The organism is Streptomyces sp. NPDC048255, assembly GCF_040652415.1.
Lineage (GTDB): Bacteria > Actinomycetota > Actinomycetes > Streptomycetales > Streptomycetaceae > Streptomyces.
Map to the genome: position 1 here is coordinate 55,454 of NZ_JBEZMA010000005.1, position 26,704 is coordinate 82,157.

A 26,704-nucleotide genomic window follows, 5' to 3' on the forward strand; every position below is an offset into this window, starting at 1 on the left:
GGGACGGCAGAAGGCTCCCGCCCGGAGTACCGGGCGAGAGCCTTCTGCAGAGGGAGATACGGGTCAGGCCTGGACCGCAGGTTCCCGCCGGCTGTCGGACCACGCCGACCAGAGCTCCGCGTAACGGCCGCCCGCCGCGACGAGTTCCGCGTGGGTGCCCGTCTCGACGACCCGCCCCTGCTCCAGGACGACGACGCGGTCCGCGGTCGCCGCCTGCGGGAGCCGGTGGGCGACCATCAGGCCCGTACGGCCCTCCAGGGCGCGCAGCGCGGCGGTTTCCAGTACGCGGGCGCCCGCGCTGCCGGCGTCGGCGGTGGCCTCGTCCAGGATCGCGATGGGCGGGTCCGTGAGGACGAGGCGCGCGAGCGCGAGGTGCTGCGCCTGGGTCACCGTGAGCCGGTGGCCGCCCTCGCCCACGACCGTGGCCAGCCCCTCGGGCAGCGCGTCGACCCACTGCAGGGCGTCGACGTGGGCCAGCGCGGCGCGCAGTTCCTCGTCCGTCGCCCCGGGGCGGGCCAGCCGCAGGTCCTCGGAGAGCGGGCCCGCGAAGACGTGGACCTCCTGGCTGATCAGGGTGACCGCCTGCCGGACCCCGGCGGGGCCCAGCTCGCGGGAGTCCACGCCGCCCAGGGAGATCGAACCGGTCGCCGGGTCGTGGACGCCCGCGATCAGCTTGGCGAGCGTGGTCTTGCCGGCGCCGCTGGCGCCCACCAGGGCGACGCGCTCGCCGTCCCGGACCTCCAGGTCGACCTCGCTGAGCACCGGGTGGCCGTCCACGTACGCGTGGCCGAGGCCGAACACCTTGACCGAGCCGTCGACCGGTGCGGCGGCCCGGACGTCGGGCTCCCGTTCGGCGGGCAGGCTCGACACGCCGACGAGACGGGCGAGGCTCGCCCCGGCGGACTGGGCGTCGTCGATGAGGAACAGCGCGGCGTTGATCGGGTTGAACAGGCCGTGGAAGTAGAGCGCGGCCGCGGTCGCCGTACCGATGCTCGCCGAGCCGTTGTCGACGAGGAAGAAGCCGGTGACGAGGATCGCCGTCATGCCGATGAACTCGGCGATGTTCAGACGGGAGAAGAAGCCCGAGACCAGACGCATGCCGCGCGCCGCGAGGTCCACGGCGGTCTGCGACCGCTGTTCGAGCAGCTCCTCGTGGCGCCCGCCCAGGCGGAAGGCCCGCACGGTACGGACTCCGCCGACGCTGTCGAGCAGCTGGTGCTGGAGGGCTCCGGTCGCCACCCGGTGGGCGGCGTAGATGCTCGCGGCGCGCGGGATGTACCAGCGGACCGTGAGGATGTGCACCGGGACGGCCAGCAGGACGGCGGCCAGGAAGCGCCAGTCGAGGACGGCGAGGCCCACCAGCGTCAGGACGATGGTGAGGAAGGCGTTGGCGAACTCGGGCAGGGCCTGCCGAACGGCCCTGGCGATCAGGGTGACGTCGCCCGTCACGCGCGAGGTCAGGTCGCCCGAACCGGCCTTCTCGACCCGTTCGAGCGGCAGCCGCAGCGCCCGCGCGATGAACCGCTCGCGCAGGTCGGCGAGGACCGTCTCGCCGAGCCTGGCCACCAGGGACTTGCCGATGGCCGTGGCCACGCCGCGGGCGACGGCGACCACCAGCAGGAGGATCATCGGCACGGTCAGCGCGGATTCGCCGCGCTTGTCCACCACCAGGTCCACGATCCGGCCGAGCAGCGGCGCGGTCAGCAGCCCGATGGCCGTGCCGAGGACGAGGACGGTCACCGCGCCGAACGCCAGCAGCCGGTGCCGGCGCAGGAGTTCGCGTACGACGGCGAAGGTCCGGGCGCCGGTGGCGGTGGGCAGGAGCTCGCGTTCGGGTGTGCCGGGTCCGCTCATCGTCGGTCCTTCGTCCTTCGCGTCTCGGTCCAGCGGTTGAGAGTCCAGCGGTTGAGAGTCCAGCGGTCGTGGGTCCAGGGGGTCCCGGTCCTGGGCGGCCGTCATGCCAGCACCGCCGAGCGGTACGTCTCGTGGGCGGCGACCAGCTCCGGGTGGCTGCCCTCGGCGGCCACCCGGCCGTCGTCGAGCATGATCACGACGTCGGTTCCGGCGAGCAGCGCGGGACTGGTGGTGACGAGCACCGTGGTGCGGCCCCGGCGCAGGTCCCGCAGCCGGGCGGCGATCCGGGCCTCGGTGACGGTGTCGACGGCGGTGGTCGGGTCGTGGACGACGAGGACCGGCGGGTCCGCGGCCAGGGCGCGGGCGAGCGCCACACGCTGGCGCTGGCCGCCGGACAGCGACCGGCCGCGCTCGGTGAGGACGGTGTCGACGCCCTCGGGCAGGGCCTGGGCGACGTCGTCCGCCGTCGCGGCGGCCAGCGCGGGTGCCATGTCCGCCGCTTCGGTGGCCGTGGCGCCGGCGCGTACGTTGGCGAGCAGGCTGTCCTCGAAGAGGTCCGCGTCGTGGTGGGCGACCAGGATCGCGCGGCGGGCGTCGTCGGGGCCGAGCTCGGTCAGCGGTACGCCGTCGAGCTCGACGGTCCCCTCGGCCGGGTCGAGTTCGCGGCCCAGGCAGAGCAGCAGGTCGTTCGCGGCGGCCGCGTCGCGGGCGACGACACCGACGAGGGTGCCGGGCGCGATGTCGAGGTCGACGCCGCGCAGCACGCCCTGGGTGACACCGCGCAGCCGGAGCCCTCCGGCGACCGGGTCGGGCAGCGTGGCCGTACCGGCCGCGACGGCGGGCGGCGACGCGAGGACCTCGGCGATCCGGTCGGCCGACGCCCGGCCCTGGGCGAACTCGCCGTTGACGTAGGTGAGGAGCTGGAAGGGGCCGAGGAGGTACTGCGCGAGGCCGACGGCCGCGACCAGCTCACCCACGGTGATGTCGCCGCGCATCGCCAGATGGGCTCCCACGAGCCCGATGGCCGCGATGAAGATGCCGGTCAGGGCGAGGATCGCGCCGTCGTGCCAGGCCCGGCTGGTGGCCGCCCGCAGGGCGGAGGCCAGCGAGCTGCGGCTCGTCTCGCGGTAGCGGGAGACCGCCGCGGCCTCGGCGCCGATGCCCTTCAGCACGCGCAGGCCGGCGACCAGGTCGGCGGCGACGCCCGACGCGTGGGCGGCGTGCTCCTGCTCGGCCTCGCTGCGCCGTTCCAGCGGGCGGCTGATGACGTGGCCGAGCCACAGCATCGGCGGTACGCCGAGGAGGACGAGCAGGCCGAGCGGTACGGAGATCCGCAGCAGGGCGACCGCGCTGATCGCCAGACCGGCGACCGCGGACAGCGTGTACGGCAGCGCGGACGCGACCGAGCCGACGCGCCGGGCGTCGCCGGTCGCGACGGCCGTCAGCGCGCCGGGCAGCCGGCCGCTGTCGGCGCCGCCCCGCGGGTCGAGCACCCGGGCGGCGAGGTCCTGCCGGATCCGGTGCGCGGCGCTCTCGCCCGCGCCCTCCGCGAGCCGCGCGGAGTTGCGGTAGCAGTTGGACAGGATGAAGAACAGGGCGGCGAGCACCAGCAGCCAGCGCAGGAGGGCGCCGGAGGAACCGGTCCCCACCGCCTCGTCGATGACCAGACCGATGACGACCGGGACGAGGGCTTCGCACGCCTGGTGCGCCATGCCGAGGAGCGATGCTCCGGTGACACGGCGACGCTGATCGGCGAGGGCTCTCCGGAGGACGGTGCCTCCCGTTGGTTTTCCAGCGGGCATGCACGCCTCCACAAGAACAGGGCAGGATGAAGAACAGGGCAGGATGGTTAGGTAAGGCTACCTTAATTTGAGCGTCTGCCAAGGGTGCCCGCGGGCCCCCGCAGGCACTCCGCGGTCCGGGCATCCTGTCAGGTCACGCCCCTGCGTTGACCCCGTGGCGACTGTGCGGTTAGGCTCACCTAAGTTCAATGATTGCATGTCATGTCGCCTGCGGCATAGCCATGTTCTCGTTCACGCTTCGCGCGGCTCGCGGGGCACTCGAATTCCGCCGCCAGGGGAGTGGTCGTTGTCCGTCGAAGCCCAGGCGGCGTCCGGAACCAAGACCGGTGACCCCGCCGAACCCTTCGTTCCCGCGGCCCGCCGGGCCGCCGTGGCCCTGCGCGGCCTCGGTCTTCTCGTGACGCTCGGCGCGCTCGTCCTGATCTCGCTCGTCAGCGTCTGGGTGGGCTCCCGGGGGATCCCCTTCGCCTCGACCTGGGACCTCCTGTGGAACCCCGACGGGTCGCAGGCCTCCGTCATCGTCCACCAGTACCGGATACCGCGCACCCTGCTCGGCGTCCTCGTCGGGGTGGCGCTCGGGCTGTCCGGCGCCCTGATGCAGGCTCTGACGCGCAACCCGCTCGCCGACCCCGGACTGCTCGGGGTCAACCTGGGCGCCTCCTCGGGCGTCGTCGTCGCCATCGCCTTCGTGGGTGTGGCCTCGCCCCTCGGCTACGTATGGTTCGCCCTCGCCGGAGCCGCCGCCGCCTCGGTCGGCGTCTACCTCCTCGGTTCCTCCGGGCGGAAGCTGGCCACCCCCGACCGGCTCGTCGTCGCCGGAGCGGCGGTGACCGCCGTGCTGTACGCCTTCAACTGGGGCGTGCTGCTCTTCGACCCGGAGGCCTTCGACCAGTTCCGCTTCTGGACGGTCGGCTCCCTCGCGGGCCGGTACTACGACATCGTGCTGCTCGTCCTGCCGTTCGTCGCCGTCGGCCTGGTCGTCGCCTTCCTCCTCGCCCCCTCCCTCAACGCCCTGGCCATGGGCGACCAGATGGGGCGCTCCCTCGGCGTGAACGTCGGCCGCACCCGCGTCCTGGCGGCCATCGCCGTGATGCTGCTGTGCGGCGCCGCCACCGCCGCCGTCGGGCCGATCAGCTTCGTCGGCCTGGCCGTGCCGCACGTCGCCCGGTTCATCGTCGGCGCCGACCAGCGCTGGGTGTTCGCGTACTCGATGGTGCTCGCACCGGTGCTGCTCGTCGGCTCGGACGTCCTGGGCCGGGTGCTCGGCGCCCCCGGCGAGGTGCAGGTCGGCATCGTCACCGCCTTCATCGGCGCACCCCTGTTCATCGCGCTGTGCCGCCGTCGAAAGCTGGTCATGCTGTGAGCGCCGTACCGGAGACGAAAGCCTCCGCCGCCTCCGTGCCCGGATCCGGGCAGACCCCCGCCCCCCGCGTCGTCAGCGGCCGGATCGTCCGGGTGGGCGGCATCTCGCTGCGCGTGCAGGGCCGCACCGCAGCCGTGACCGCCCTCCTGGTCGCCGCGCTCGTCGTGCTCATCGGCATCACGCTGACCACCGGCGACTTCCAGCTCTCCGTGGGGGAGGTCGTCCAGGCCCTGACCGGCAGCGGCTCCGGCGCCGCGGACTTCGTCGTCAACACCCTGCGCATGCCGCGCATCCTGACCGCGGTGTTCGTCGGCGCGGCCCTCGCGGTGAGCGGGGCGATCCTGCAGAGCCTGACCCGCAACTCCCTCGGCAGCCCCGACATCATCGGCTTCACCAACGGCTCCGCCGTGGGCGCGCTCGTCGTGATCATCGTGCTGCACGGCAGCATGACCCAGATCGCCCTGGGCGCCCTGGCCGGCGGCCTCGCCACCGCCCTCGCCGTCCACCTCCTCATGATCGGCCGCGGGATCCAGGGCTTCCGGCTGGTCGTCATCGGCATCGGCGTCAGCGCCCTGCTGCTCGCCGTCAACTCCTACCTGATCACCCGGGCGACCTTCCAGGAAGCCCTGGAAGCACAGTCCTGGCTGGTGGGCAGCCTGGGGAACCGGCTGTGGACGCACGCCAACGCCATCGGCCTCGCCCTCGCCGTCCTGCTGCCGCCCGCCTTCCTCCTCTCCCGCCGCCTCGCCATGGTCGAGATGGGCGACACCACCGCCAGCGCGCTCGGCGTCGAGGTCTCGCGCACCCGTACGGCCCTCCTCGTCATCAGCGTCGCCCTCGCCGCCTTCGCCACCGCCGTCACCGGCCCCATCTGGTTCATCGCCCTCGCCGCGCCGCAGGTGGTCCGCAGGCTCACCCGGTCGTCCGGCCCCGCGCTGCTGCCGTCCGCCCTGATGGGTGCCTTCCTCCTCCTCCTGAGCGACCTCGTCGTACAGCGGGCCTTCGCGCCCGCGCTGCTCCCGGTCGGCACGGCGACCGGCGCCATCGGCGGGCTGTACCTCATCTGGCTGCTGATCACCGAGTCGCGAAAGAGCCGCGCATGACTGGAACCAACTCGCCGCAGCCCCGGCTGCGCGCAGAGGACCTCACGCTGTCCTACGACCAGCGGACGGTGGCCACGTCCCTGAGCGTCGACATCCCCGACCGCTCCTTCACCGTGATCATCGGGCCGAACGCCTGCGGCAAGTCGACGCTGCTGACGGCGCTCGCACGGATGCTGAAGCCCAAGGCCGGCCAGGTCTACCTCGACGGGGCCGCCATCGCCTCGTACCGCTCCCGCGAGGTGGCCCGCCGCCTCGGACTGCTCCCGCAGTCCTCCAACGCCCCCGGCGGCATCACCGTGGGCGACCTCGTGGCCCGCGGCCGCTACCCGCACCAGCGGCTGCTCAAGCAGTGGTCCGCCGAGGACGAGGAGGCCGTCACCGAGTCGATGCGCCAGACCGGCGTGCTCGAACTCGCCGACCGGCCCGTGGACGACCTCTCCGGCGGCCAGCGCCAGCGCGTCTGGCTCTCCATGGTCCTCGCCCAGCAGACCTCCATCCTGCTGCTGGACGAGCCCACCACCTTCCTCGACATCGCCCACCAGGTCGAGGTGCTGGACCTGTGCGCCGAACTGCACGCCCGCAAGGGCCACACGGTCGTCGCGGTCCTGCACGACCTCAACCAGGCCTGCCGCTACGCCACCCACCTCATCGTGATGCGGCCCGGCGGCACGATCGCCGCCGAGGGGGACCCGGCGAGCATCATGACCGCCGAACTGGTGGAGGACGTGTTCGGGCTGCCCTGCCGCATCATCGAGGACCCGGAGACCGGCACCCCGCTGATGGTCCCCGCGGCACCGAAGCGGTACGCGCCCGAGGACGCGGAAGCCGCCCCCCACGACGCCGTGCTCGCCGAACGCGCCTGACCGGGCCGGACACCTCCTAGATGAGTGAGTCCGAAGTGGCGCCTGCGGGGAGGGGCCAGGCACGCGCGTCTGCGGCGTTGTCGTCGGTCGCCGACGCTCCGCGTCGACTCCCTCCTCCGCCTTGCAGCCGCACGCGCCTGGCCCCTCCCCGCCCGCCCTGGCGGGCGGACGACGCCACTTCGGACTCACTCTTCTAGCGACGGGAACCCCCATGCTGTGCACGAGGCTGACGAACGCGCGCATCCTGACCATGGACCCGGACCACCCGGTCGCCCACGACCTCGGCATCTGGCGGGGCCGGATCGTGGGCCTGGACGAGGCCGTGACCTCGCTGCCGGCCCGCGAGGTGATCGACCTGCAAGGCGCCACCGTGCTGCCCGGGTTCATCGACAGCCACGTCCACCTGACGTGGACCGGGCTGAAGGCGAGCAGCGCGAGCGTCGAGCCCTGTCTGCGCGCCGAGGACGTGCTGGCCGTCGTCGAGGGGGCCGCCCTGGCCAAGCCCGCCGGCGCCTGGGTGGACGTCATGGGGTACGACCAGCGGGCGATGGGCCGTCACCTGACCGCCGCCGAGCTCGACCGGGTCAGCCACGGGCGCAAGGTCTTCCTGATGCACGACTCGGGGCACGGCGCGGTCGTGGGCAGCGCCGTACTGGACCTGCTCCCCGCCGACGTCCCGCACCAGGACGGCTTCCTGGCCGAGAGCGCCATGACCGCCGCGCGCCGGCTGCGGCTGCCCTACTCGCAGGCGGAGATCGCCGACGCCGTCGAACACGCGGCGCGCGTCTGCCTCTCCGAAGGGGTGACCGCCGTCGCCGAAGCGGGCATCGGAGGCGGCCTGCTGGGCAACAGCCCGGTGGAACTCGGTGCCTATCAACTGCTGCGGGACCAGGGCAGGCTGCCCCTGCGGGTCCAGCTCATGGCGGCAGGCGACACGCTCCGCCCGCTCGCCGCGCACCAGGACGACGGCATTCCGCGCGCCCTGGACCTCGGCCTGCGCACCGGCTTCGGCGACGAGTGGCTGTCCCTGGGCGCGCTGAAGATCTACACCGACGGCGGCATGATGGCCCGTACCGCCGCGCTCACCGAGCCCTACACGGGCATGGACCACACCGGGGAGCTCCAGGACGACCCCGACCGCCTCACCGACCTCATCGTGGACGGCCACCTCGCCGGCTGGCAGCTCGCCGTCCACGCCATCGGGGACCGCGCCGCCGACCTCGCGCTCGACGGCCTGGAGCGGGCGCAGCGGCTGCGGCCCCGCCCGGACGCGCGGCACCGCATCGAGCACGCCGGCCTGATCCGCCCCGACCAGCTGCCGCGCTTCGCCCGCCTGGGCGTCAGCGCCGTGGTCCAGCCCGCGTTCCTGTACTCCTTCGGCGACGACTACGCGACCGTGATGGGCGCGGAGCGGGCGCCGTGGATGTACCGGGGACGCGGATTCCTGGACCACGGGGTCACGCTCGTCGGCAGCTCCGACCGGCCCGTCACGGACGGCGCCCCGCTGCGGGCCGTCCAGTTCATGGTCGAGCGGGCCTCCGCCTCCGGCCGGCCCGTCGGCCCGGACGAGGCCGTCACGGTGGAGGAGGCGCTGCGCGCGTACACGGTCGCCGGTGCCCACGCCTGCCGGTGGGACGACAGCGCGGGCAGCCTCACGCCGGGCAAGCGCGCCGACTTCGTGGTCCTGGGGGACGATCCGCGGCAGGTGGACCCGTCCAGGATCGCCGGCATCGAGATCGTCGCGACCTACGTGGACGGCCGCGAGGCGACGGAAGGGAAGAAGCTGTGAGCACGTACACGCACATGGAGGCGCGCCCGGACGCGTGCACGGACGTGCACGCACGCACGGAGGCGAACGCGCTGGAGCGCCTGCTCCCGCTGTGGCAGGCCCCCGAGTTCCCGCCCCGCTGGGTCATCTGGCGGGCGGGCGAGCACGAGGTCATGGTCTTCGACCGGGAGTACAACGTCCCCGTGGACGTGGACGACGCGGCACTGGGGGAGGTCCTGCGCCGGATGCGCGCGGCCGGGGTGCCGGAGAGCGCCGACTACCCTGGCAGGGCGTGCGGGTAACCCCGTCCCGGGTACGGGCCGGAGGGACCGGCGGGCCCGGCCGGTGCGAATCCCCTGGCCGGAGCAGCGACTTGGCGTCAGCCTTAGGTGAGGCTAACCTTACCTCGACCGTTCCATCGGGTACGCGGCGATCCTGCCGTCCTCCGCGCCCGAGGGAACCCGAGGAAGGAACGCCTTGATCACGGCCCCGCCGCGCCCCGCCGCGCTCGCCACGCTGCCGCCCCTCGCACCCCGTCCGACCGGCGCCCCCGGGTTCTTCGTACGGCCCGCGCGCCCGGACGACGGCGCCGCGCTCGCCGCGCTCTCCCGGCCGTTCGTCAGGGCGGGAGCGCTCCGCGAGCGTCCGCTCTCCCTCTACATCGCCCAGGCGGCCGACTTCCTCGTCGCCCAGGCCCCGGACGGCACGCTGGAAGGGTGCCTCGGCATCCGGGTCCACCCCGCCACCGGAGTCCTCTACAACTTCTGCGTGGCCCGGCACCGCCAGGGCTCGGGCATGGGCGCCCGGCTGCTCCAGGCCGCGTTCGCCGCAGCCCGGAACCGCTCCCTGGACACCCTGTTCACCGCGACCACCGGCAGCGGCCGGCTGTTCCTGAGCCACGGGTTCCGCCCGGCCTCCCCGAGCCTGGCCCCGGCCGCCTGGGCGGAGTCCCTCGACCCGCGCCGGGGCGCCCGCGTGCTGGCCCGCGCTCTGTAGACGACGGCCTGCAGACGACGAGGGGGCGGGCCCGTGAGGGACCCGCCCCGAACCGCGGACAAGGCCTGTGGCCTACGGTCGGACCGCGGCTCAGGCGTCGAGGATCGCGGGCAGCGTGCCCACCAGGGCGTCCGCCTGATCCGCCGTCACCGTCAGCGCGGGAGCCAGCCGTACGGTGGCCGGCCCCGCCGCGTTGACGAGGAACCCGGCATCCTGCGCGGCCCGCTGGACCCGCGCGGCCACCGGCTCGGCGAGGACCACGCCCAGCAGCAGCCCCGCGCCCCGCACTTCACGGACCAGCGGGTGCTTGAGGCCCTCGATGCCGGCGCGCAGCCGCTCGCCCACCCGTACGACGTGCGCGAGCAGCCCCTCGGCCTCGACGGTCTCCAGTACGGCGAGTCCGGCCGCGCACGCGATCGGGTTGCCGCCGAAGGTGGTGCCGTGCTGGCCGGGGGTCAGCAGGTCGGCGGCGGGGCCGAAGGCCACCGCGGCGCCGATGGGCAGCCCGCCGCCCAGCCCCTTGGCGAGGGTGACCACGTCGGGGTCGATGCCCGGCTCCGCCTGGTGCGCGAACCAGTGGCCGGTGCGGCCGATCCCGGTCTGCACCTCGTCCAGTACGAGCAGGGTGCCCGTGGCCCGGGTGATCTCGCGGGCGGCCCGCAGATAGCCCTCGGGTGCCGGGATGACCCCGGCCTCGCCCTGGACCGGTTCGAGGAAGACCGCCGCGGTCCGGTCGGTGACGGCCGCGCGCAGCGCCCGCGCGTCGCCGAAGGGGACGTGCGTCACCTCCGGGGGCAGCGGCAGGAAGGGGTCGCGCTTCGCCGGCTGGCCGGTGAGGGCCAGCGCCCCCATGGTGCGCCCGTGGAACCCGCCCTCGGCGGCGACCAGATGGGTCCGGCCGGTCCGGCGGGTGATCTTGAAGGCTGCCTCGGCCGCTTCCGCGCCGGAGTTCGCGAAGAACACCCGCCCAGGCCGCCCCAGCAGCCCCAGCAGGCGCTCCGCCAGGGCGACCGAGGGCTCGGAGACGAACAGGTTCGACACGTGGCCCAGCCGGGCGACCTGGCCCTGGACGGCCTCGACCACGGCCGGGTGCGCGTGCCCGAGGGAGTTGACCGCGATCCCGCCGGTGAAGTCCGTGTACGCCCGCCCGGACTCGTCCCACACCGTGCTGCCCTCGCCCCTGACCAGGGCCAGCGGGGGAGTGCCGTAGGTGTCCATCATCACCGCCCGCCAGCGGTCCGCGAGCGGTGTGGTGGGGTCGGCGCTCACGCGGTGTGCTCCTCGGTGCGGTGCTCGTACTCGTGCTTGTTCTCGTGCTCGTGACTGTGCTTGTTCTCGTTCTCGTTCTCGTGCTCGTTGTTGTTCTCGTGCCCGCTCCGGTCCGCGGGCTCCTCGTCCGGCAGCACCGTGGTCCCCGCGCCGCTCTCGGTGAAGACACCGCCCAGCAGCGCGTGCGGCACCCGGCCGTCGATGACCTGGGCCCGGCCCACGCCCGCCCGTACGGCCCGCAGGCAGCCCTCCATCTTGGGGAGCATGCCGCTCGCCAGCCCCGGCAGCAGGGCGTCCAGTTCACGCGCCGTCAGGCGTTCGATCACCTCGGTGCTGCGCGGCCAGTCCGCGTACAGCCCCTCGACGTCGGTCAGGACCACCAGCCGTTCCGCCCCGAGGGCCACGGCCAGCGCCGACGCCGCGAGATCGGCGTTGACGTTGTAGACCTCCCCGTCCACGCCCCGCGCGATCGGCGAGATCACGGGGATGCGGCCCTGCTCCAGCAGCGTGCGGACCGTACCGGGGTCCACGTCAACCACCTCGCCGACCAGGCCGATGTCCACCGGCCGGCCGTCCACCCACGCCGGCCGCCGTACGGCGGTCATGGTGTGCGCGTCCTCGCCCGACATGCCCACGGCGAAGGGACCGTGGGCGTTGAGCGCGCCGACCAGCTCCCGCTGGACCTGCCCGGTCAGCACCATGCGGACCACGTCCATGGTCTCCGGCGTGGTCACCCGCAGCCCCGCCTCGAAGCGGACCTCCAGGTCGAGGCGGTCGAGCATGGCGCTGATCTGTGGTCCGCCGCCGTGCACGACGACGGGCCGCAGGCCCGCGTGCCACAGTTCCACGACGTCCTGGGCGAAGGTCCGGTGGAGCGAGGGGTCCACCATGGCGTTGCCGCCGAACTTGACGACGACCGTGCGCCCTTGGAGCTCCTCCGGCCAGGGCCGGTCCGCCGCGGCCGGACCGGCCGCCGCCGCGCGCTCGTCCGCGCGGCGGTGTCCGACGAGCGTTCCCGCACCGGCACCCGTACGTGTTCCCGTACCTGTCATCCCCGCCCCGCTCACGAGCTGTACGCGCTGTTCTCGTGGACGTACTCGGCCGTGAGGTCGTTGGTCCAGATCGTCGCGGAGGCGTCCCCCGAGCGCAGGTCCACGGTCACGGTGATCTCGCGTCCCGACAGGTCCACCTTGTCCCGCGACTCGCCGGCCGCCCCGTCGCGGCACACCCAGACGCCGTTGATCGCCACGTCCAGCCGGTCGGGGTCGAAGACGGCGGAGGTGGTGCCGATCGCGGACAGCACCCGGCCCCAGTTCGGGTCCTCGCCGTGCAGCGCGCACTTGAGGAGGTTGTTGCGGGCCACCGACCGGCCCACCTCGACCGCGTCCTGCTCCGAGGCCGCGCCGACGACCGCCACCTCGATCTCCTTGGAGGCGCCCTCGGCGTCCGCGACCAGCTGCCGGGCCAGGTCCGCGCACACGGTGCGCACGGCCCCGGTGAACTCCGCCGCGTCCGGTACGAGGCCCGAGGCGCCGGAAGCGAGCAGCAGCACCGTGTCGTTGGTGGACATGCAGCCGTCCGAGTCCACCCGGTCGAAGGTGGTGCGCACCGCGTCGCGCAGGGCCGGATCGAGGACCTCCGCGCTCACGTCGGCGTCCGTCGTGAGGACGACCAGCATGGTGGCCAGCCCGGGGGCGAGCATGCCCGCGCCCTTGGCCATGCCGCCGACCGTCCAGCCGTCGCGGGTCAGGGCCGCGGTCTTGTGCACGGAGTCCGTGGTCTTGATCGCGACGGCCGCGTCCTCGCCGCCCTCCGCCGACAGCAGGCCGGCGGCGCTGTCGATGCCGGCCGTGATCCGGTCCATGGGCAGCCGGACGCCGATGAGGCCGGTGGAGCACACCGCGACCGCGTCCGGGGCGGTGTCCGTGGCCAGCGCGGTCCGCTCGGCCATCACCTGGGTGTCGACGGCGCCCGCCGGTCCCGTACAGGCGTTGGCGCCGCCGGAGTTGAGGACGACGGCCGAGAGCCGGCCGTCGGCGAGCACGCGCCGGGACCAGTGCACGGGCGCCGCCTGCACGCGGTTGGAGGTGAAGACGCCGGCGGCGGCACGGGACGGTCCCCGGTTCACCACCAGAGCCAGGTCGGGATCACCGGATTCCTTGATTCCGGCGGCCACTCCGGCTGCCAGGAATCCACGGGCGGCGGTCACGCTCACGGAGCCACTCCATTCGTGGGCAGGCCCAGCCGTTCCGGCAGGCCGAGGGCGACGTTCATGCTCTGCACCGCGCCACCCGCGGTGCCCTTCGTCAGGTTGTCGATGGCGCTCACGCAGACCAGCCTGCGGGCGTCGGGGTCCACGGCGATCTGCACCTGGGCGGTGTTGGAGCCGAGGACGGCCGCCGTGGTGGGCCACTGCCCGGGCGGCAGCAGCCGTACGAACGGCTCGTCGCCGTACGCGGCCTCGTACGCGGCCCGTGCCCGCTCCTCGGCGGCACCGACGCCGACTTCCGGGCGCAGCCGGGCCGAACAGGTCGCCAGGATGCCGCGGGGCATGGGCGCCAGCGTCGGGGTGAAGGAGACCGTCACCCGCTCGCCCGCCACCCGGGAGAGGTTCTGCGTGAGCTCGGGGGTGTGCCGGTGGCCGCCGCCGACCCCGTACGGGCTCATGGAGCCCATCACCTCGGCGCCGAGCAGCTGCGTCCTGAGCGACTTGCCGGCGCCCGAGGTCCCGCTGGCGGCGACGATCACCGCCTCGGGCTCGACCAGGGCGGCCGCGTAGGCGGGGAACAGCGCGAGGGTGACCGCGGTCGGGTAGCAGCCCGGTACGGCGATCCGCGTGGCGCCCTTGAGCTCCTCCCGGACGCCGGGCAGTTCGGGCAGGCCGTAGGGCCAGGTGCCGGCGTGCGGGGAGCCGTAGAACCGCTCCCAGTCGGCCGGGTCGCGCAGCCGGAAGTCCGCGCCGCAGTCCACGACCAGGGTGCCGGGCTCCAGCTCCCGCGCCAGCGCGGCCGACTGGCCGTGCGGCAGGGCGAGGAAGACGACGTCGTGGCCCTTCAGCGAAGCCGGGGAGGTCTCCACCAGCTCCCGGTCGGCGAAGGCGGACAACTGCGGCTGTACGGAGCCCAGCAGCCGGCCCACGCTGGTGTGGGCCGTCACCGCGCCGATCTCCACGCCGGGATGCGCCGACAGCAGGCGCAGGATCTCCCCGCCCGCGTAGCCGCTGGCACCGGCCACCGCGACCCGTACGGTCATGTTCTTCCGTCTCTCTCGATCCGTGCGAGGGCAGCGTCATGGTCCGCCCCCGGGGTTCCCGTCACGCGTACGCCCTCAGGCGTTCCGGTGAACGTCTCGCGCCGCCCTTCCGAGCAGCAGGTCGCGCAGGAGGGCCTCGGTGGTGCACACCACGCCGCTGCGCGCCGCCCACCGCAGGGCCATGGCGTGCTCCTCGGCGGAGAAGTCGGCCACCGCGTCGGCGACGACGAAGGGCTGTATGTCGTTCATGAAGGCGTCGGCGGCCGTCAGGAGGATCCCGAGGTGCGCGTACACCCCGCACACGATCAGCTGGTCGCGCCCCTCGGAGCGCAGCAGCCGCCCGAGGTGGCTGCGGAGGAAGGCGTTGTGCCGGACGTTGGCCATCAGGTGCTCGCCCGGTCTGGGCGCGAGCGGCCCGATGATCGCGGCGGCATCCGGCTCGTCCTCGATGCCGGGGCCCCAGACGTCGGCGACCAGGCCGCGCTGACCCGGCGGCTGGGCGGCCGGCTCGGCGCTGAAGACCACCGGTATGCCCAGGCTCCCGGCGAGCGCGCGCAACGCCGTGATGTTCTCGACGAGTTCCATGACGGGGGAGTGCTCCGCCGGGAGCGGCCCCACGAAGTGGTTCTGCATGTCGTGGATCAGCAGGGCGGTGCGGTCGGGGTCGATGGCCCAGGAGGCGCAGGAGCGGGGCAGGGTGGCGCGGTCGGGCATGGGGTAGGAGCCGATGGCCGGCAGGCCCATGGTGAATTCCTCCCCTGATGGCGTACGCGCGCCCGCTTCCCGATCGAGATTTAGCTTAGCCTAACCTAACTTGTCGCTTCTGCCCAGGTGGTCCTTCGGCGAGACACCCCCTATGTAGCGCGCCAGTACCCGAGCGCGTGCAGCCGCTCCTTGGGCACGCCGAGGTCCTTGCGCGCGAAGGCGGCCAGGGTCCGGGTGGTCGAGGTGTCGCAGGCGATCCATATGTAGGCACCGGGGTCGAGGTGCTTGGGCAGTTCCGATCTCACGGTCTCGACCAGGTGCGCCCCGCCGTCGCGGCGCGGTACGTGGACCACCTCGCGGTCCGGGGCCGCGCGGCGCGGGGTCCCCTGTGCCTCCGCGGGGTCCGAGGACTCGAACCAGATGGTCGCCGGGGTCGAGGGCATCGACTCCAGCAGGGAGTTGATGGCGGGTCGGGAGGCCGGGTCGCCCACGACGAGCAGCCGGGACGGCAGGGGGTCCGGCGGGGCGAACCCCGTCCCCTGGAGCGTGGCCTCGATCGTGTCGCCGGGCCGGGCCGCGCGCGCCCAGTCGCTGGCGGGTCCTGAGTGCAGCACGAACTCCATGCTGAAGGTCCCGGTGGCGGGATCCGGGTCCACCAGCGTGTAGCCCCGCTGGTGCGACCGCCCCTCGTGCTCGAACCAGAGCCGCACCCACATGGTGGGGTGCACGCCCGTGGCCTTCAGCATCCCTCCGTCGGTGAAGCTCAGCCGGTGCAGGTGCCCGGAGATCCGCTCGTTGGACCGGACGGTGAAGGTGAAGTCCTTGCCGCGCATGAGCTTGAACGCGACGCCCTGCCAGCCGTGTCCCATGTTTCTCCCCCTGGTGGTCGTGTGTGCCGCGAGTCAGTGTCGCGCAGAGGAGTGGTGGCGGTGCGCGCACCGGCGCGGAGCCGCCAGCAGCTGCCGTACCTGCTCGCCGGCCTCGGCCGCGTCCCGCGCCGGGACGGCGAAGCGAAGGCGCAGATCGCAGTGGCCCGTCCCGTACTCGCAGCGCAGGGTGATGCCGTGGCGGTCGACGGCGAACGGAAGCACTCGCCGCACACCCGCGGGCACCCGCGACCCGGCCAGGCCGAGCAGCTCCGAGACCATGTCCTCGTGGGCGTCGGCGAGATGCGTCAGCATCCCGGCCTCCTCGACGGCGAGCGGGTCGGGGGCGGCGAGGGTCACCTCGTCGAACCCCGCGTCCACCACACCCGCCGCGGTCCGCAGCACCACGCGCGCGGTGTCGAGCCGCAGGCGCTCGCCGTCGCCGTGACTGCCCGCCGGGGCCAGCCAGCCGGAGATCGTCACCCTGGCCCGTACCCGGTCGCGGACCGCGGTCGGCGCGATGTCGGTGAACTCCAGCAGGGCGGCGAGACTGCCGCGCGGCGCGAGGGCGATCCGGGCGGCGAGCGGGCTGTCCGCCGGAGGGTGCAGCGTGATCCGCCCCTTCGGGTCCACGGAGTGCATGCCGATCAGGTCGTATCCCTGCCCCTCCGTGGTGAGGGACAGCGAGACCGCCCGCGCCAGCACGGAGCGCACGCGCTCGGCGGCCGTCGGCTCGGACAGTGCGGTGCCTGCGGCAGCGTTCACGAGAACTCCTCGCGGTACGGACGGAATCGGGCCCTCGGCGGAGTCAATCCCCTCAAGACCCCTTCGATTGAGGTAAGGCTAACCTAACTAACCAACGGAGCCTGCGTCCAGGCCTTCTGTACGGCGCCGAGCAGTGGTTCGGCGTGTGGCCCTCGGCGCCGTCGGCGGCCCGGCAGGTGCCCTTGCTCCAGGTCGCGGGCCCACCAGCAGATCCTTCGGCCCGAACGTGCCGTCAGGACCTCGGCAGCTGTTCGGGGCGGTCGGTGACGCCCCGGGCGACAATCGCCACCGAAGTCACAGCCGTTCCAGCTTTGCCCCAGGCGTTGTCCTTGAGGACCACCGTGCGCGCCCCCAGAAGCCGCAGGCTCTCCTTGTCGAAGATCCACTCGGTTCGCTCACCGTTGTGAACGCGGGCGACCGCAACACCCGTCCGACCGGCGGCGTCCTCCACCTCGGGAACGAGGACGACACCGGGGATCCGGGCTGCCGCACGGTAGAGCGCTGCGCTCAGGCCCGGCGGGGCCTCGATGCTCCGCAGCAGGTCACCGATCGCGACGAACGCCTGCTGGTCCGGGCCGGTGGTCGAGCCCGAGCCGGAGCCGTGGTTGAGGCGCGTGTCCTCGTAGATCAACTCCAGCAGCTTGTCGGGGTCGGTCGGCAGCGTTTCGAGGAATCGGTACGTCGGCCCGTTGAGGCTCGGCGGGCCCTCCGGCGGGTGCCTGTCGGTTCCGGTCGCGGTTCGTACCACCATGCCGGCCGAGCCGTCGACCGACAGCCAACGCTCAGCCGACTCATCGGTGGGGGCCGCCTCCATCCCTCCTCCTCGGACTTCCGTCAGGGAGGTGGAGTGCCCGACCGTCTTCGTGTACATGAACTGCCCGTCGCGCACTGCCGGGGCGGGGGCTGTCGCCGCCGCCAGCGCGACGCGGTCCAAGAGCTGTACGGCCGCGGGCTCAGGACGAGCGGCATCGGGCCGTGCACCGGAGCCGTGTCCCCCCAGAGCGAAGGCAACCGCCACGGCGCATGCCGCTGCCGCTGCCGCTGCCGCCAGGGAAAGAGCCAGAGGGCGCCTGGACCGGCGGGGGGCGGTCTGCTCACCTCGTGCTGCTTCACGCATCAGGTGCTCCTTGATCAGGAGATGGCCCCTGAAGGGCAGTTCCGCATCGGAGAGCCCGGGCAGGCGCCGGCGGAGCTCGTCACGCTCGGATGGTGCGATGCGTGCGTCATCGGCGGCGTTCACAGGTTTCCCTCCCGTGCGGTACGGGACACGGATGCGCGCCCCTCGGCCGGCTCCGCGGCCAGTTCGGCGGTGGTCAGTTTGCGAAGGCGGCTACGCGCCCGGGACAGCCGGGAACGGACGGTTGCCTCCTTGGTGCCGCACGCCTCGGCCACCTCGGCGTGGCTGAGGCCGGCCCAGACGGACAGGACGATGACCTCCCGGTCGGCACGCCGCAGTTGGTCCAGGGCTGCCAGCGCGGCCGATGCCCTGGCGGTGTCCGCGATGCGGGAGACCACCGCATCCGCCGGGTCCGGGATGACCTCTGATCTGGGTAAGCGGGCCATTGCATCGCTGTGCCGACGCGCGGCCCTGCGGGTGTTGCGTATGACATTGCCGGCGACCCCGAGCAGCCATGCCCGGTGGCTCGTGACTCCGTCGAGGGTCTCGCGGAGCCGCCATGCTTCAAGAAAGGTGAGCGAGACGATGTCCTCCGCCCCTGCGCGGTCGGACGTCATGCGGACGGCATGCGCGTACACCGCCTGGGCGTGCGCATCGTAGATTTCCGCGAACAGTTGCTGGTCCACACTGGGTAGTGTCCGCTCGGCACCATCCGTTGCATGTGACGCTCATCGCATCGGGCATCGAGGGTGCAGCAGCTCCACTGCGTCTCAGTCGGTCAGGCTCTTACGGCGGAGCCGGAGGAGTGCGTACTGCCCTCGGGGCCGCTGCTCTCGATCTTGCACCCGCAGTCCAGCGAGACCTCGCCGCCGTCCCCCGATGCGCGGGCCTCCCGACCTCGGGGCCACCCCGCCAAGATCTTCTCCCGGGTTTCGCCCGAACGATCACCCGATACGCAGGAAGGGCCTGACCCGCGATGCGGATCAAGCCCTTGACCTGGTCTTACGAAGTCGGGGTGGCGGGATTTGAACCCACGACCTCTTCGTCCCGAACGAAGCGCGCTGCCAAGCTGCGCTACACCCCGATCGCCGCCTTGCAGGCGTTGCTGCCCTGGCGACATCGATTACTTTAGCGGACCTCTCGCCGGAGACGAAATCCGGTTTTCGCGGAGGCGGCCCCCGGGGCCTGCCGAAGGACGGCCGGGAGGGCGCGGGAGCCGCCGGCCACAGCACTAGGCCTTCGGTGTCAGCGTCAGGAGCGTGGCCTCCGGGGGACACGCGAAGCGGACCGGGGTGAAGCGGTTGGTGCCGCAGCCCGCCGAGACGTGGAGGTAGGCGCGGTGGCCGCCGCTCTCGTGCGTCGAGAGGCCCTTCACGCGCTTGGTGTCCAGGTCGCAGTTGGTGACCAGGGCGCCGTAGAAGGGGATGCACAGCTGCCCGCCGTGCGTGTGCCCGGCGAGGATCAGCGGGTAGCCGTCCGACGTGAAGGACTCCAGCGTGCGCAGGTACGGGGCGTGCACCACGGCCACGGAGAAGTCCGCGTCGGCCTCCGGGCCGCCCGCCACCTGCTCGTACCGGTCCCGCTTGATGTGCGGGTCGTCCAGGCCGGTGAAGGCCAGCTCCATGCCGTCCACCTTCAGGCGCGCCCGGGTGTTGGTGAGGTTCAGCCAGCCCGCCGCGTCGAAGGCGTCCCGCATTTCCTCCCACGGGTTGTGGACGGCGCCGACGACCGGCTTGTTGCCGTTCAGCCCGTGCCGGCCCTGCGCCTTCTCCAGCAGGTAGCGCCCGGGGTTGCGCAGCCGCGGCCCGTAGTAGTCGTTCGACCCGAAGACGTACACGCCCGGGAAGTCCATCAGGGGGCCCAGGGCGTCGAGCACCTCGGGGATCCCCTCGGTGTCGGAGAGGTTGTCCCCGGTGTTCACCACGAAGTCCGGGCGCAGCCCCGCAAGGGACTGGAGCCAGGCGCGCTTCTTGCGCTGCCCGCGGACCATGTGGATGTCCGAGACCTGGAGTACGCGCAGCGGGCGCATACCCGGGGGAAGGACGGGCACCGTGATCCGGCGCAGGCGGAAGGACCGCGCCTCGAAACCGGCGGCATAGGCCACTCCCGCTGCCCCCACCGCCGCGATCCCGGCCGCCGTCTTCAGGGGTACTCCGTAACGCGCACGCATGGCCCCATCGTCGCAGACCCGGAAAACGGACGGGCGCCAGCGCCCCGGTACCTGGCAGACTCGGGTGCATGACCACGCTGAAGGCCAAGCTCCAGGAAGACCTCACGACCGCCATCAGGGCGCGCGACGAACTGCACTCGTCCACGCTGCGCCTGACCCTCTCCGCCATCACCAAGGAGGAGGTCGCGGGCAAGGAGGCGCGCGTGCTCTCCGACGAGGAAGTCCTCAAGGTGATCGCCAAGGAGGCGAAGAAGCGCCGTGAGGCCGCGGAGGCGTTCGCGCAGGGCGGCCGTCCCGAGCAGGCCGCGCGCGAGACCGCGGAGGGCGAGTTCCTCGACACGTACCTGCCCAAGCAGCTTTCCGACGAGGAGCTCGCCGCGATCGTGGCGCAGGCCGTCGAGGAGGCCAGGGCGGCGGGCGCCGAGGGGCCGCGGGCCATGGGCGCCGTCATGAAGATCGTGAACCCGAAGGTCGCGGGGCTGGCGGACGGCGGCCGCGTCGCCGCCGCCGTAAAGCAGCAGCTCGCCTAGGAGCGGCTCGCCCAGCGGCAGCTCGCCCAACGGCGGCTCGCCCGGCGGCAGCTTCTCGGACGGACAGAAGGGGAGGGCCCCAGCCGGATCCGGCTGGGGCCCTCCCCTTCTGTACGTCTTCGCCGCTAGTCGTCGTCGCGGCCGCCGATGATGCCCGGGAAGTCCGGGAACGGGTTGCTGGGATCGTCCGGGTCGCCCCCGGTGCCGCCCGGGTTGCCGCCGGTGGCTCCCACGGTGGTCCCGGCGGCCGTCTGCCCGCCGGGGCGTCCGCCGGGCTTGTTGTCGCCGCCGGGCTTGCCGGGCTTCGCGGGCCTGTTCGGGCTCGTGGTGGGACGGCCGCCGTTGCTGCCGCCGCCCGGGACCGCCGGCTCCGGGATGCTGACCGTGGTGAAGCCGGGGGCCTCGCGCCCGGCCAGCGCGCCCGTGACCGCGTCCTTCCAGATCGGACCGGGCAGACCGCCGCCGAAGACCTTGTCGTAGGACCTGCCGCCGATCTCGATGTTCTCCATCGAGATCTTCTTCGCGCCGCCCGAGCCGACCCACACCGCGCCCGAGATGTTCGGGGTGTAGCCCACGAACCAGGCGTTGTGGCGGGAGTCCGTCGTACCGGTCTTGCCCGCGTTGTCGCGGTCGGTCAGGCCGGCCCGCTCACCGGTACCGGAGTCGACCACCCCGCGCAGCAGGGTGTTGACCGTGTCGGCCGTGTTCTGTGACATCGCCCGGTCGCACTTGGACTTCGGCACCGCGAGCGCCTTGCCGTGCGCGTCGGTGATCGACTCTATGGCGACCGGGGTGCAGTAGACCCCGCGGTTGGCGAAGGTGGCGTACGCGTTGGCCATCGTCAGGGGGGACAGCTCGGCGGAGCCCAGTGCGATGGACGGCGCCTCGGGCAGCTTGGTGCCGGCGGCCGGGACGACGCCGAGCTTCTGCGTCATCTCGATCACCGGGCAGAGCCCGATCTCGCCGATCATCTCGACGAAATAGGTGTTGATGGACTTCTCCATCGCCGTCTTCAGCGCGTACGGACCGATCTCGTCCTCGGTCTCGTTCTCCGCCGTCGCGAGCTTCCCGTTCTCCGGCAGGTTCAGCCACTGGCTGCCGTCGCACTTCGGGATCGGGCTCGGGTAGTCCATCTTGTTCGGCGCCGCGTACACCTTCGTGGGCGGCATGCCCCGCTCCAGCGCCGCGGCCGCGATGAACGGCTTGAAGGTCGAGCCGACCTGGAAGCCGAAGTTCGAGCCGCCCATCCGCTTGTCGACGGAGTAGTTGATCTGCGTCTCGTTCTTCGCGAAGCCGTACGGCTTGGACTGACCCATCGCCAGCACCCGTCCGGTGCCCGGCTGGATCATGGTCACGGCCGTCGCGATCGAGTCCTCCTGGTAGACGTGGTCCTTGATCGACTCGTTCGCCGCGTCCTGCGCCTGCGGGTCCAGGGTCGTCCGGACGGTCAGACCGCCCTGGTTCCAGACCTTCGCCCGCTCCTCGCGCGTCTTGCCGAAGACCGCGTCGGTCAGGAAGGAGTTCTTCACGTAGTCGCAGAAGAACCCGGCGCCCTTGACCGCGGTGATGCAGCCGTTCTTCGGCTTGGTCACCTTCAGTACGACCGGCTTCGCCTTCGCCGCGTCCGCCTCCGCCTGCGAGATGTCCTTGATGTCGGCCATCCGCTGGAGGACGAGGTTGCGGCGCTTCGTCGCCTCGGTCACGTCGTTGACCGGGTCGTACCGGCTCGGCGACTGCACGACGCCCGCCAGCAGCGCCGACTCCTCCAGGGTCAGGTCCTTGGCCGGCTTGCTGAAGTAGCGCTGGGCCGCGGATTCGATCCCGTAGGCCTGCTGGCCGAAGAAGGTGATGTTGAGGTAGTTCTCGAGGATCTTCTTCTTCCCGAGCTCCTCCTCGACCTGGATCGAGTACTTGAGCTCGCGGATCTTGCGGCCGAGGCTCTTCTCCTGGGCCTCGCGGACCTTGGTCTCGTCGTCACCGGCCTCTTCGACGAACACGTTCTTCACGTACTGCTGAGTGAGCGTCGAGGCGCCCTGTGCGGCGCCGCCTTCCTGCGCGTTGCGGTTGACCGCGCGCAGGATGCCCTTGAGGTCGACCGCGCCGTGCTCGTAGAAACGAGAGTCCTCGATCGCGACGATCGCCTTCTGCATGTACGGGGAGATCGCCGTGAGCGGGACCACCTGCCGGTCGCGCGAATAGACGGTGGCGATCAAGCCACCTTCCGCGTCCAGAATCGTGGTCCGCTGACTCAGCGGCGGAGTCTTGAGATTGGCCGGGATCTCATCGAATCCCTCGACCGTGCCCTTGGCCGCCAGCCCCAGTGCGCCTGCGGCCGGAATCGCCATGCCGGCCAGCACAACTCCGGAGAGGACGGACACCCCGAGGAACTTGGCGGCCTGCTGGCTCCCCGTGAGCCCGCCGCCCGAGCGCTTCTTTCCCATGGAGGGCAGCCTACGTTCTCATTCGCCGGACACACGCGAATGCCTTGGCCTAAGCTGTCCCCAACTGTCACAGCAGTGCGGTCCGACATCAACCCCGCGGCTTGATTTTCACCCTTCCCGAATGGGGTGGACTCATGTCCGAATCCCGCCGCCCGCTCTGACCGCACCGTGTCGAAGCCCTCCCGATTCCACCCGAATTGCCGGAATGGCCGGGCATGTCGCCGGATCACTCCGTCGGGTGATCTGCCGCTTACCCATAGTCCGTTCGGACCATTCAAGATTGGGCCCGTCGGGGGTGTTGCGCCGTGCCCACCTTCCGTAACGTCCTCAACTGGCAGCGGTGAATATGCCGCTACCGCCGTGGGGGAGCCTCGATTCGGGAGAGGACGGCGCCGGGATGGGCTGGGTAACCGACTGGAGTGCGCAGGCAGCCTGCCGCACTACCGATCCGGATGAACTGTTCGTACAAGGAGCAGCACAGAACAGGGCCAAGGCGGTGTGCACCGGATGTCCGGTGCGGACCGAATGCCTGGCCGACGCGCTCGACAATCGTGTCGAGTTCGGTGTGTGGGGCGGAATGACCGAGCGGGAACGACGTGCGCTGCTGCGCCGGCGTCCCACCGTCACCTCGTGGCGACGGCTGCTCGAAACCGCCCGCACGGAGTACGAGCGCAGTACGGGCATCCTCACCATGGATGCCGACACGGAGGTCGACGTTCCGTACGAGACGTACGCGGCAGCCGGGTAACCACCCGCGCGCCACGTCGTACGAACGCCTACGCTCCGGCCGGAACCCCGGCCGCGAGTCGCTCTCCGATGGCCCGAAGCCCGGCGAGGTCGTGCACATCGCCGGGCAGGGCGGCCACCGCGGCCACCGCCACTTCGGGATGCAGTGAGGTGAAGCGGTCGCGGGTGCGCTGCTCACGCGCGATCACCTGCATCCGTTCCGCGTGCAGGCGCAGCAGTCCGGCCGTGATCGTGTCCACCGCGGTCTCGTTCAGCATGATCTCGTCCACCGCGGTCTCGTTCGGCGTGATCTCGTCCACGTCGGCCGTGAGGCTTTCGGCGCTGGGGGAGCCGGTCTCGGGAGAGCCCGCGGCCGAGTCACGAAGTCCAGCTTTCCCGGACTCCTGATCGACAATGCGGCCCTCTTCAAGATTCTCTGCGGCGGCCAACGCCCGTTCGGCGGACAGCTGGTCGGCGCCGCTCCCGTGGACCCTGTTGAGCACCAGCCCGGCCAGTGGCATGCCCTCGGCGGCCAGCCGCTCCACGAAGTACGCCGCCTCGCGCAGCGCGTCCGGCTCGGGCGCAGCGACCACCAGGAAGGCCGTACCGGGAGCCTGGAGCAGCCGGAAGGTCGCGTCCGCGCGGGTGCGGAAACCGCCGAACATCGTGTCCATCGCGGCCACGAAGGTCTGCACGTCCTTCAGCAGCGAGGCGCCCATCAGCTTGCTGAGGGTGCCCGTCATCATCGACATGCCGACATTGAGGAACTTCATCCCCGCCCGGCCGCCCACCTTCGCCGGAGCCATCAGCACCCGGATGAACTTCCCGTCCAGGAAGGACCCGAGCCGCTTCGGCGCGTCCAGGAAGTCCAGCGCGGACCGGCTCGGCGGAGTGTCGACGATGATCAGGTCCCAGTCGTCCCGGGCCCGCAGCTGGCCCAGCTTCTCCATCGCCATGTACTCCTGCGTGCCCGCGAAACCGGCCGACAGGGACTGGTAGAAGGGGTTCGCCAGGATGGCCCGGGCCCGCTCGCCGTCCGCGTGCGCCTCGACGATCTCGTCGAAGGTCCGCTTCATGTCCAGCATCATGGCGTGCAGTTGACCGCCGCCTGCGCCCACGCCCACGACCTCGCGCGGGGTGTTGTCCAGCGAGTCGATCCCCATCGACTGCGCGAGCCGCCGCGCCGGGTCGATGGTGAGCACGACCGCCTTCCGCCCGCGCTCGGCGGCCCGTACGCCCAGTGCCGCGGCCGTGGTGGTCTTGCCGACCCCGCCCGCCCCGCAGCACACGATGATCCGGTTCTCCGGGTCGTCCAGCAGCCGGTCGACCGCCAGCCACGGCGGAGTGTCCAGCCCCATCGTGTCCACCCCCTCGCTCATTCGGCCACCGACTGCTTGCGCAGGTCCTTGGCCAGCGCGTACAGCCCGGCCAGGTCCACCCCCGTGCCGAGCAGGGGGAGTTCGTACGTCGGCACCCGCAGCTCCTTCAGTACGGCGCGCTGCGCGCGCTCCAGCTCCACCCGGCTCGCGTGCTCCGCGGCCTGGTCGAGCAGCGGCTCCACCAGCCGTTCGGCCAGCCCGCCCCGCCGCGCCCCGCCGAGGCCCGCCCGGGACAGGGCCTTGGCCACCTCGGCGCGGTGGCCGTCGGCCGCGGCGCGCAGGGTGTCCTCGTCCAAGTGGTGCGGCCGGACCATGTTCACCACGACCCGACCCACCGGAAGCCCGGCCTCCGTAAGCTCCGCGATACCGTCCGCGGTCTCCTGGACGGGCATCTCCTCCAGCAGGGTGACCAGGTGGACGGCCGTCTCGGGGGACTTGAGCACCTTCATCACGGCCTGGGCCTGGTTGTGGATCGGCCCGAACCGGGCCAGCCCCGCCACCTCGTCGTTGACGTTCAGGAACCGGGTGATCCGCCCGGTCGGCGGCGCGTCCATGATCACGTGGTCGTAGACGTACCGGCCGGCCTTGTCCTTGCGGCGAACCGCCTCGCAGGCCTTGCCCGTCAGCAGGACGTCCCGCAGCCCGGGCGCGATGGTCGTCGCGAAGTCGATGGCGCCGAGCTTCTTGAGCGCGCGCCCGGCCGAGCCGAGCTTGTAGAACATCTGGAGGTAGTCCAGCAGCGCCCGCTCGGCGTCGATGGCGAGCGCGTAGACCTCCCCGCCCCCGCCGGGCGCGACGGCGATCTTCCGTTCCTCGTACGGGAGCGCCTCGGCGCCGAAGAGCTGCGCGAGCCCCTGCCTGCCCTCGACCTCCACCAGAAGAGTCCGCCTGCCCTCGCGTGCGAGGGCGAGCGCGAGTGCTGCGGCGACCGTGGTCTTGCCGGTGCCGCCCTTGCCGCTGACCACCTGGAGCCTGCTCACAGCGTCCGAGCCTAACCACTCGCCTCTCGGGGCGCGCATGAGGCCCGCACGAGAGGTACTACCCTCGCTCCCATGACCAAGAAGTTCGAATACGCGACGGTCCCCCTGCTGGTCCACGCCACCAAGCAGATCCTGGACACCTGGGGCGAGGACGGCTGGGAGCTCGTCCAGGTCGTGCCCGGCCCGAACAACCCCGAGCAGCTCGTGGCCTACCTCAAGCGGGAGAAGGCATGAGCGGCGTCGTCGACGCGAAGCTGGCCGAACTCGGCCTGACCCTCCCCGAGGTCGTCCCGCCGCTGGCCACCTACCAGCCGGCCGTGCGCTCGGGCGTGTACGTGTACACCGCGGGCCAGCTCCCGATGGTCAAGGGCAGCCTGCCGGTCACGGGCAAGGTCGGCGCCGAGGTCTCGGCGGAGCAGGCCAAGGAACTGGCCGCGACCTGCGCGCTGAACGCCCTGGCCGCGGTCAAGTCGGTGGTCGGCGACCTCGACAAGATCGCGCGTGTCGTGAAGGTCGTCGGCTTCATCGCCTCGGCCCCCGACTTCACCGGCCAGCCGGGCGTGCTCAACGGCGCCAGTGAACTCCTGGGCGCCGTCCTCGGCGACAAGGGCGTCCACGCCCGCAGCGCGGTCGGCGTGGCGGTCCTCCCGCTGGACGCCCCGGTCGAGATCGAGATCCAGGTCGAACTCGTAGCCGGAGCCTGACCCCTCCGGGGCGGGTTCCACGAGCCCGGTCCTTCGCCGCTGCGTGCGGCG

25 protein-coding genes and 1 tRNA gene are annotated in these 26,704 nt (G+C 72.3%); 10 read left to right on the forward strand and 16 right to left on the reverse strand.

The window, feature by feature from the left end:
• Window positions 1–63 precede the first annotated feature (63 nt).
• Together AB0D94_RS06805 and AB0D94_RS06810 are read right to left on the reverse strand one after the other, a co-directional pair.
• Window positions 64–1,854 carry an ABC transporter ATP-binding protein gene (locus tag AB0D94_RS06805; protein WP_362046623.1) on the reverse strand — a complete coding sequence of 597 codons (1,791 nt, stop codon included), beginning with the start codon at window positions 1,852–1,854 and terminating at the stop codon, window positions 64–66.
• 101 nt (window positions 1,855–1,955) lie between these two features.
• Window positions 1,956–3,656 carry an ABC transporter ATP-binding protein gene (locus tag AB0D94_RS06810; protein WP_362046626.1) on the reverse strand — a complete coding sequence of 567 codons (1,701 nt, stop codon included), beginning with the start codon at window positions 3,654–3,656 and terminating at the stop codon, window positions 1,956–1,958.
• Window positions 3,657–3,942: 286 nt separating this feature from the next.
• On the opposite strand from AB0D94_RS06810, the gene AB0D94_RS06815 reads away from it, so the two are divergent.
• From AB0D94_RS06815 to AB0D94_RS06840, 6 genes are all read left to right on the forward strand, one after another.
• Window positions 3,943–5,019, forward strand: coding sequence for an iron chelate uptake ABC transporter family permease subunit (locus AB0D94_RS06815; protein WP_362046629.1), 1,077 nt, complete (start codon window positions 3,943–3,945; stop codon window positions 5,017–5,019).
• Window positions 5,016–6,122 (forward strand): iron chelate uptake ABC transporter family permease subunit, encoded by a 1,107-nt coding sequence (locus AB0D94_RS06820; RefSeq protein ID WP_362046632.1) that lies wholly within the window; start codon window positions 5,016–5,018, stop codon window positions 6,120–6,122. Before AB0D94_RS06815 ends, AB0D94_RS06820 begins: the two co-directional genes overlap by 4 nt.
• Window positions 6,119–6,985 carry an ABC transporter ATP-binding protein gene (locus tag AB0D94_RS06825; RefSeq protein ID WP_362046635.1) on the forward strand — a complete coding sequence of 289 codons (867 nt, stop codon included), beginning with the start codon at window positions 6,119–6,121 and terminating at the stop codon, window positions 6,983–6,985. Before AB0D94_RS06820 ends, AB0D94_RS06825 begins: the two co-directional genes overlap by 4 nt.
• 211 nt (window positions 6,986–7,196) lie before the next feature.
• The gene (locus AB0D94_RS06830) at window positions 7,197–8,774 is read left to right on the forward strand and encodes an amidohydrolase (RefSeq protein ID WP_362046638.1); all 1,578 of its coding nucleotides are present in this window, start codon (window positions 7,197–7,199) and stop codon (window positions 8,772–8,774) included.
• Window positions 8,771–9,055 (forward strand): hypothetical protein, encoded by a 285-nt coding sequence (locus AB0D94_RS06835; RefSeq protein WP_362046641.1) that lies wholly within the window; start codon window positions 8,771–8,773, stop codon window positions 9,053–9,055. The genes AB0D94_RS06830 and AB0D94_RS06835 overlap by 4 nt, the downstream gene beginning before the upstream one ends.
• A 214-nt stretch (window positions 9,056–9,269) precedes the next feature.
• Window positions 9,270–9,749 (forward strand): GNAT family N-acetyltransferase, encoded by a 480-nt coding sequence (locus AB0D94_RS06840; protein ID WP_362047003.1) that lies wholly within the window; start codon window positions 9,270–9,272, stop codon window positions 9,747–9,749.
• Window positions 9,750–9,839: 90 nt separating this feature from the next.
• Here AB0D94_RS06840 and AB0D94_RS06845 read toward each other — a convergent pair whose 3' ends face one another.
• The 11 genes from AB0D94_RS06845 to AB0D94_RS06895 all read right to left on the reverse strand — a co-directional run bounded on the left by AB0D94_RS06845 (window position 9,840) and on the right by AB0D94_RS06895 (window position 19,893).
• Window positions 9,840–11,018 (reverse strand): acetylornithine transaminase, encoded by a 1,179-nt coding sequence (locus tag AB0D94_RS06845; RefSeq protein WP_362046644.1) that lies wholly within the window; start codon window positions 11,016–11,018, stop codon window positions 9,840–9,842.
• Entirely contained in the window at window positions 11,015–12,070 is a 1,056-nt protein-coding gene (argB, locus tag AB0D94_RS06850; RefSeq protein ID WP_362046648.1) for an acetylglutamate kinase, read from the reverse strand. Before argB ends, AB0D94_RS06845 begins: the two co-directional genes overlap by 4 nt.
• Before the next feature lie 11 nt (window positions 12,071–12,081).
• Window positions 12,082–13,233: a bifunctional glutamate N-acetyltransferase/amino-acid acetyltransferase ArgJ gene (gene argJ, locus AB0D94_RS06855; protein WP_362046651.1), complete on the reverse strand. Its 1,152-nt coding sequence runs from the start codon at window positions 13,231–13,233 to the stop codon at window positions 12,082–12,084.
• Window positions 13,230–14,270 (reverse strand): N-acetyl-gamma-glutamyl-phosphate reductase, encoded by a 1,041-nt coding sequence (gene argC, locus AB0D94_RS06860; protein WP_362046654.1) that lies wholly within the window; start codon window positions 14,268–14,270, stop codon window positions 13,230–13,232. Before argC ends, argJ begins: the two co-directional genes overlap by 4 nt.
• A 75-nt stretch (window positions 14,271–14,345) precedes the next feature.
• Window positions 14,346–15,014 carry an isochorismatase family protein gene (locus AB0D94_RS06865; protein ID WP_362046657.1) on the reverse strand — a complete coding sequence of 223 codons (669 nt, stop codon included), beginning with the start codon at window positions 15,012–15,014 and terminating at the stop codon, window positions 14,346–14,348.
• A 110-nt stretch (window positions 15,015–15,124) separates the two neighbouring features.
• A complete protein-coding gene (locus tag AB0D94_RS06870) occupies window positions 15,125–15,844 on the reverse strand; it encodes a siderophore-interacting protein (protein ID WP_362046660.1) in 720 nt (239 codons plus the stop codon).
• 33 nt (window positions 15,845–15,877) lie between these two features.
• A complete protein-coding gene (locus AB0D94_RS06875; RefSeq protein ID WP_362046663.1) occupies window positions 15,878–16,606 on the reverse strand; it encodes a DUF2470 domain-containing protein in 729 nt (242 codons plus the stop codon).
• 232 nt (window positions 16,607–16,838) lie between these two features.
• Window positions 16,839–17,846 carry a CU044_5270 family protein gene (locus AB0D94_RS06880; RefSeq protein ID WP_362046666.1) on the reverse strand — a complete coding sequence of 336 codons (1,008 nt, stop codon included), beginning with the start codon at window positions 17,844–17,846 and terminating at the stop codon, window positions 16,839–16,841.
• Window positions 17,843–18,409 (reverse strand): sigma-70 family RNA polymerase sigma factor, encoded by a 567-nt coding sequence (locus AB0D94_RS06885; RefSeq protein WP_362046669.1) that lies wholly within the window; start codon window positions 18,407–18,409, stop codon window positions 17,843–17,845. Before AB0D94_RS06885 ends, AB0D94_RS06880 begins: the two co-directional genes overlap by 4 nt.
• Window positions 18,410–18,733: 324 nt before the next feature.
• Window positions 18,734–18,807 (reverse strand) — tRNA-Pro (locus tag AB0D94_RS06890).
• A 147-nt stretch (window positions 18,808–18,954) separates the two neighbouring features.
• On the reverse strand, window positions 18,955–19,893 hold the full coding sequence (locus AB0D94_RS06895; RefSeq protein ID WP_362046672.1) for a metallophosphoesterase: 939 nt from the start codon (window positions 19,891–19,893) through the stop codon (window positions 18,955–18,957).
• Window positions 19,894–19,961: 68 nt separating this feature from the next.
• Between AB0D94_RS06895 and AB0D94_RS06900 the strand changes: the two genes are divergently transcribed.
• Window positions 19,962–20,423 carry a GatB/YqeY domain-containing protein gene (locus tag AB0D94_RS06900; RefSeq protein ID WP_362046675.1) on the forward strand — a complete coding sequence of 154 codons (462 nt, stop codon included), beginning with the start codon at window positions 19,962–19,964 and terminating at the stop codon, window positions 20,421–20,423.
• Between the two features lie 125 nt (window positions 20,424–20,548).
• Here the strand turns inward: AB0D94_RS06900 and AB0D94_RS06905 are convergent, their stop codons facing one another.
• A complete protein-coding gene (locus tag AB0D94_RS06905) occupies window positions 20,549–22,864 on the reverse strand; it encodes a transglycosylase domain-containing protein (protein ID WP_362046678.1) in 2,316 nt (771 codons plus the stop codon).
• A 397-nt stretch (window positions 22,865–23,261) separates the two neighbouring features.
• Between AB0D94_RS06905 and AB0D94_RS06910 the strand changes: the two genes are divergently transcribed.
• Entirely contained in the window at window positions 23,262–23,612 is a 351-nt protein-coding gene (locus AB0D94_RS06910) for a WhiB family transcriptional regulator (RefSeq protein ID WP_266935892.1), read from the forward strand.
• 28 nt (window positions 23,613–23,640) lie between these two features.
• Here AB0D94_RS06910 and AB0D94_RS06915 read toward each other — a convergent pair whose 3' ends face one another.
• Together AB0D94_RS06915 and AB0D94_RS06920 are read right to left on the reverse strand one after the other, a co-directional pair.
• Window positions 23,641–24,969, reverse strand: a complete 1,329-nt coding sequence (locus AB0D94_RS06915; RefSeq protein ID WP_362046683.1) for an ArsA family ATPase — start codon at window positions 24,967–24,969, stop codon at window positions 23,641–23,643.
• On the reverse strand, window positions 24,966–25,949 hold the full coding sequence (locus tag AB0D94_RS06920; RefSeq protein ID WP_362046685.1) for an ArsA-related P-loop ATPase: 984 nt from the start codon (window positions 25,947–25,949) through the stop codon (window positions 24,966–24,968). Before AB0D94_RS06920 ends, AB0D94_RS06915 begins: the two co-directional genes overlap by 4 nt.
• A gap of 72 nt (window positions 25,950–26,021) precedes the next feature.
• Between AB0D94_RS06920 and AB0D94_RS06925 the strand changes: the two genes are divergently transcribed.
• Window positions 26,022–26,183, forward strand: coding sequence for a DUF4177 domain-containing protein (locus AB0D94_RS06925; protein ID WP_007264966.1), 162 nt, complete (start codon window positions 26,022–26,024; stop codon window positions 26,181–26,183).
• Window positions 26,180–26,653: a RidA family protein gene (locus AB0D94_RS06930; RefSeq protein WP_362046690.1), complete on the forward strand. Its 474-nt coding sequence runs from the start codon at window positions 26,180–26,182 to the stop codon at window positions 26,651–26,653. Before AB0D94_RS06925 ends, AB0D94_RS06930 begins: the two co-directional genes overlap by 4 nt.
• The last annotated feature ends 51 nt before the right edge of the window (window positions 26,654–26,704 follow it).

Excerpts from the sequence above, each read along its gene's own strand:
- AB0D94_RS06900 (WP_362046675.1), top strand. The coding sequence starts at position 19,962 with ATGACCACGCTGAAGGCCAAGCTCCAGGAAGACCTCACGACCGCCATC.
- AB0D94_RS06865 (WP_362046657.1), bottom strand. The coding sequence starts at position 15,014 with ATGGGCCTGCCGGCCATCGGCTCCTACCCCATGCCCGACCGCGCCACC.
- AB0D94_RS06925 (WP_007264966.1), top strand. The coding sequence starts at position 26,022 with ATGACCAAGAAGTTCGAATACGCGACGGTCCCCCTGCTGGTCCACGCC.
- AB0D94_RS06810 (WP_362046626.1), bottom strand. The coding sequence starts at position 3,656 with ATGCCCGCTGGAAAACCAACGGGAGGCACCGTCCTCCGGAGAGCCCTC.
- AB0D94_RS06915 (WP_362046683.1), bottom strand. The coding sequence starts at position 24,969 with ATGAGCGAGGGGGTGGACACGATGGGGCTGGACACTCCGCCGTGGCTG.
- AB0D94_RS06905 (WP_362046678.1), bottom strand. The coding sequence starts at position 22,864 with ATGGGAAAGAAGCGCTCGGGCGGCGGGCTCACGGGGAGCCAGCAGGCC.
- argB (WP_362046648.1), bottom strand. The coding sequence starts at position 12,070 with ATGACAGGTACGGGAACACGTACGGGTGCCGGTGCGGGAACGCTCGTC.
- AB0D94_RS06805 (WP_362046623.1), bottom strand. The coding sequence starts at position 1,854 with ATGAGCGGACCCGGCACACCCGAACGCGAGCTCCTGCCCACCGCCACC.
- AB0D94_RS06895 (WP_362046672.1), bottom strand. The coding sequence starts at position 19,893 with ATGCGTGCGCGTTACGGAGTACCCCTGAAGACGGCGGCCGGGATCGCG.
- AB0D94_RS06830 (WP_362046638.1), top strand. The coding sequence starts at position 7,197 with ATGCTGTGCACGAGGCTGACGAACGCGCGCATCCTGACCATGGACCCG.
- AB0D94_RS06825 (WP_362046635.1), top strand. The coding sequence starts at position 6,119 with ATGACTGGAACCAACTCGCCGCAGCCCCGGCTGCGCGCAGAGGACCTC.
- AB0D94_RS06930 (WP_362046690.1), top strand. The coding sequence starts at position 26,180 with ATGAGCGGCGTCGTCGACGCGAAGCTGGCCGAACTCGGCCTGACCCTC.
- argC (WP_362046654.1), bottom strand. The coding sequence starts at position 14,270 with ATGACCGTACGGGTCGCGGTGGCCGGTGCCAGCGGCTACGCGGGCGGG.
- AB0D94_RS06870 (WP_362046660.1), bottom strand. The coding sequence starts at position 15,844 with ATGGGACACGGCTGGCAGGGCGTCGCGTTCAAGCTCATGCGCGGCAAG.
- AB0D94_RS06910 (WP_266935892.1), top strand. The coding sequence starts at position 23,262 with ATGGGCTGGGTAACCGACTGGAGTGCGCAGGCAGCCTGCCGCACTACC.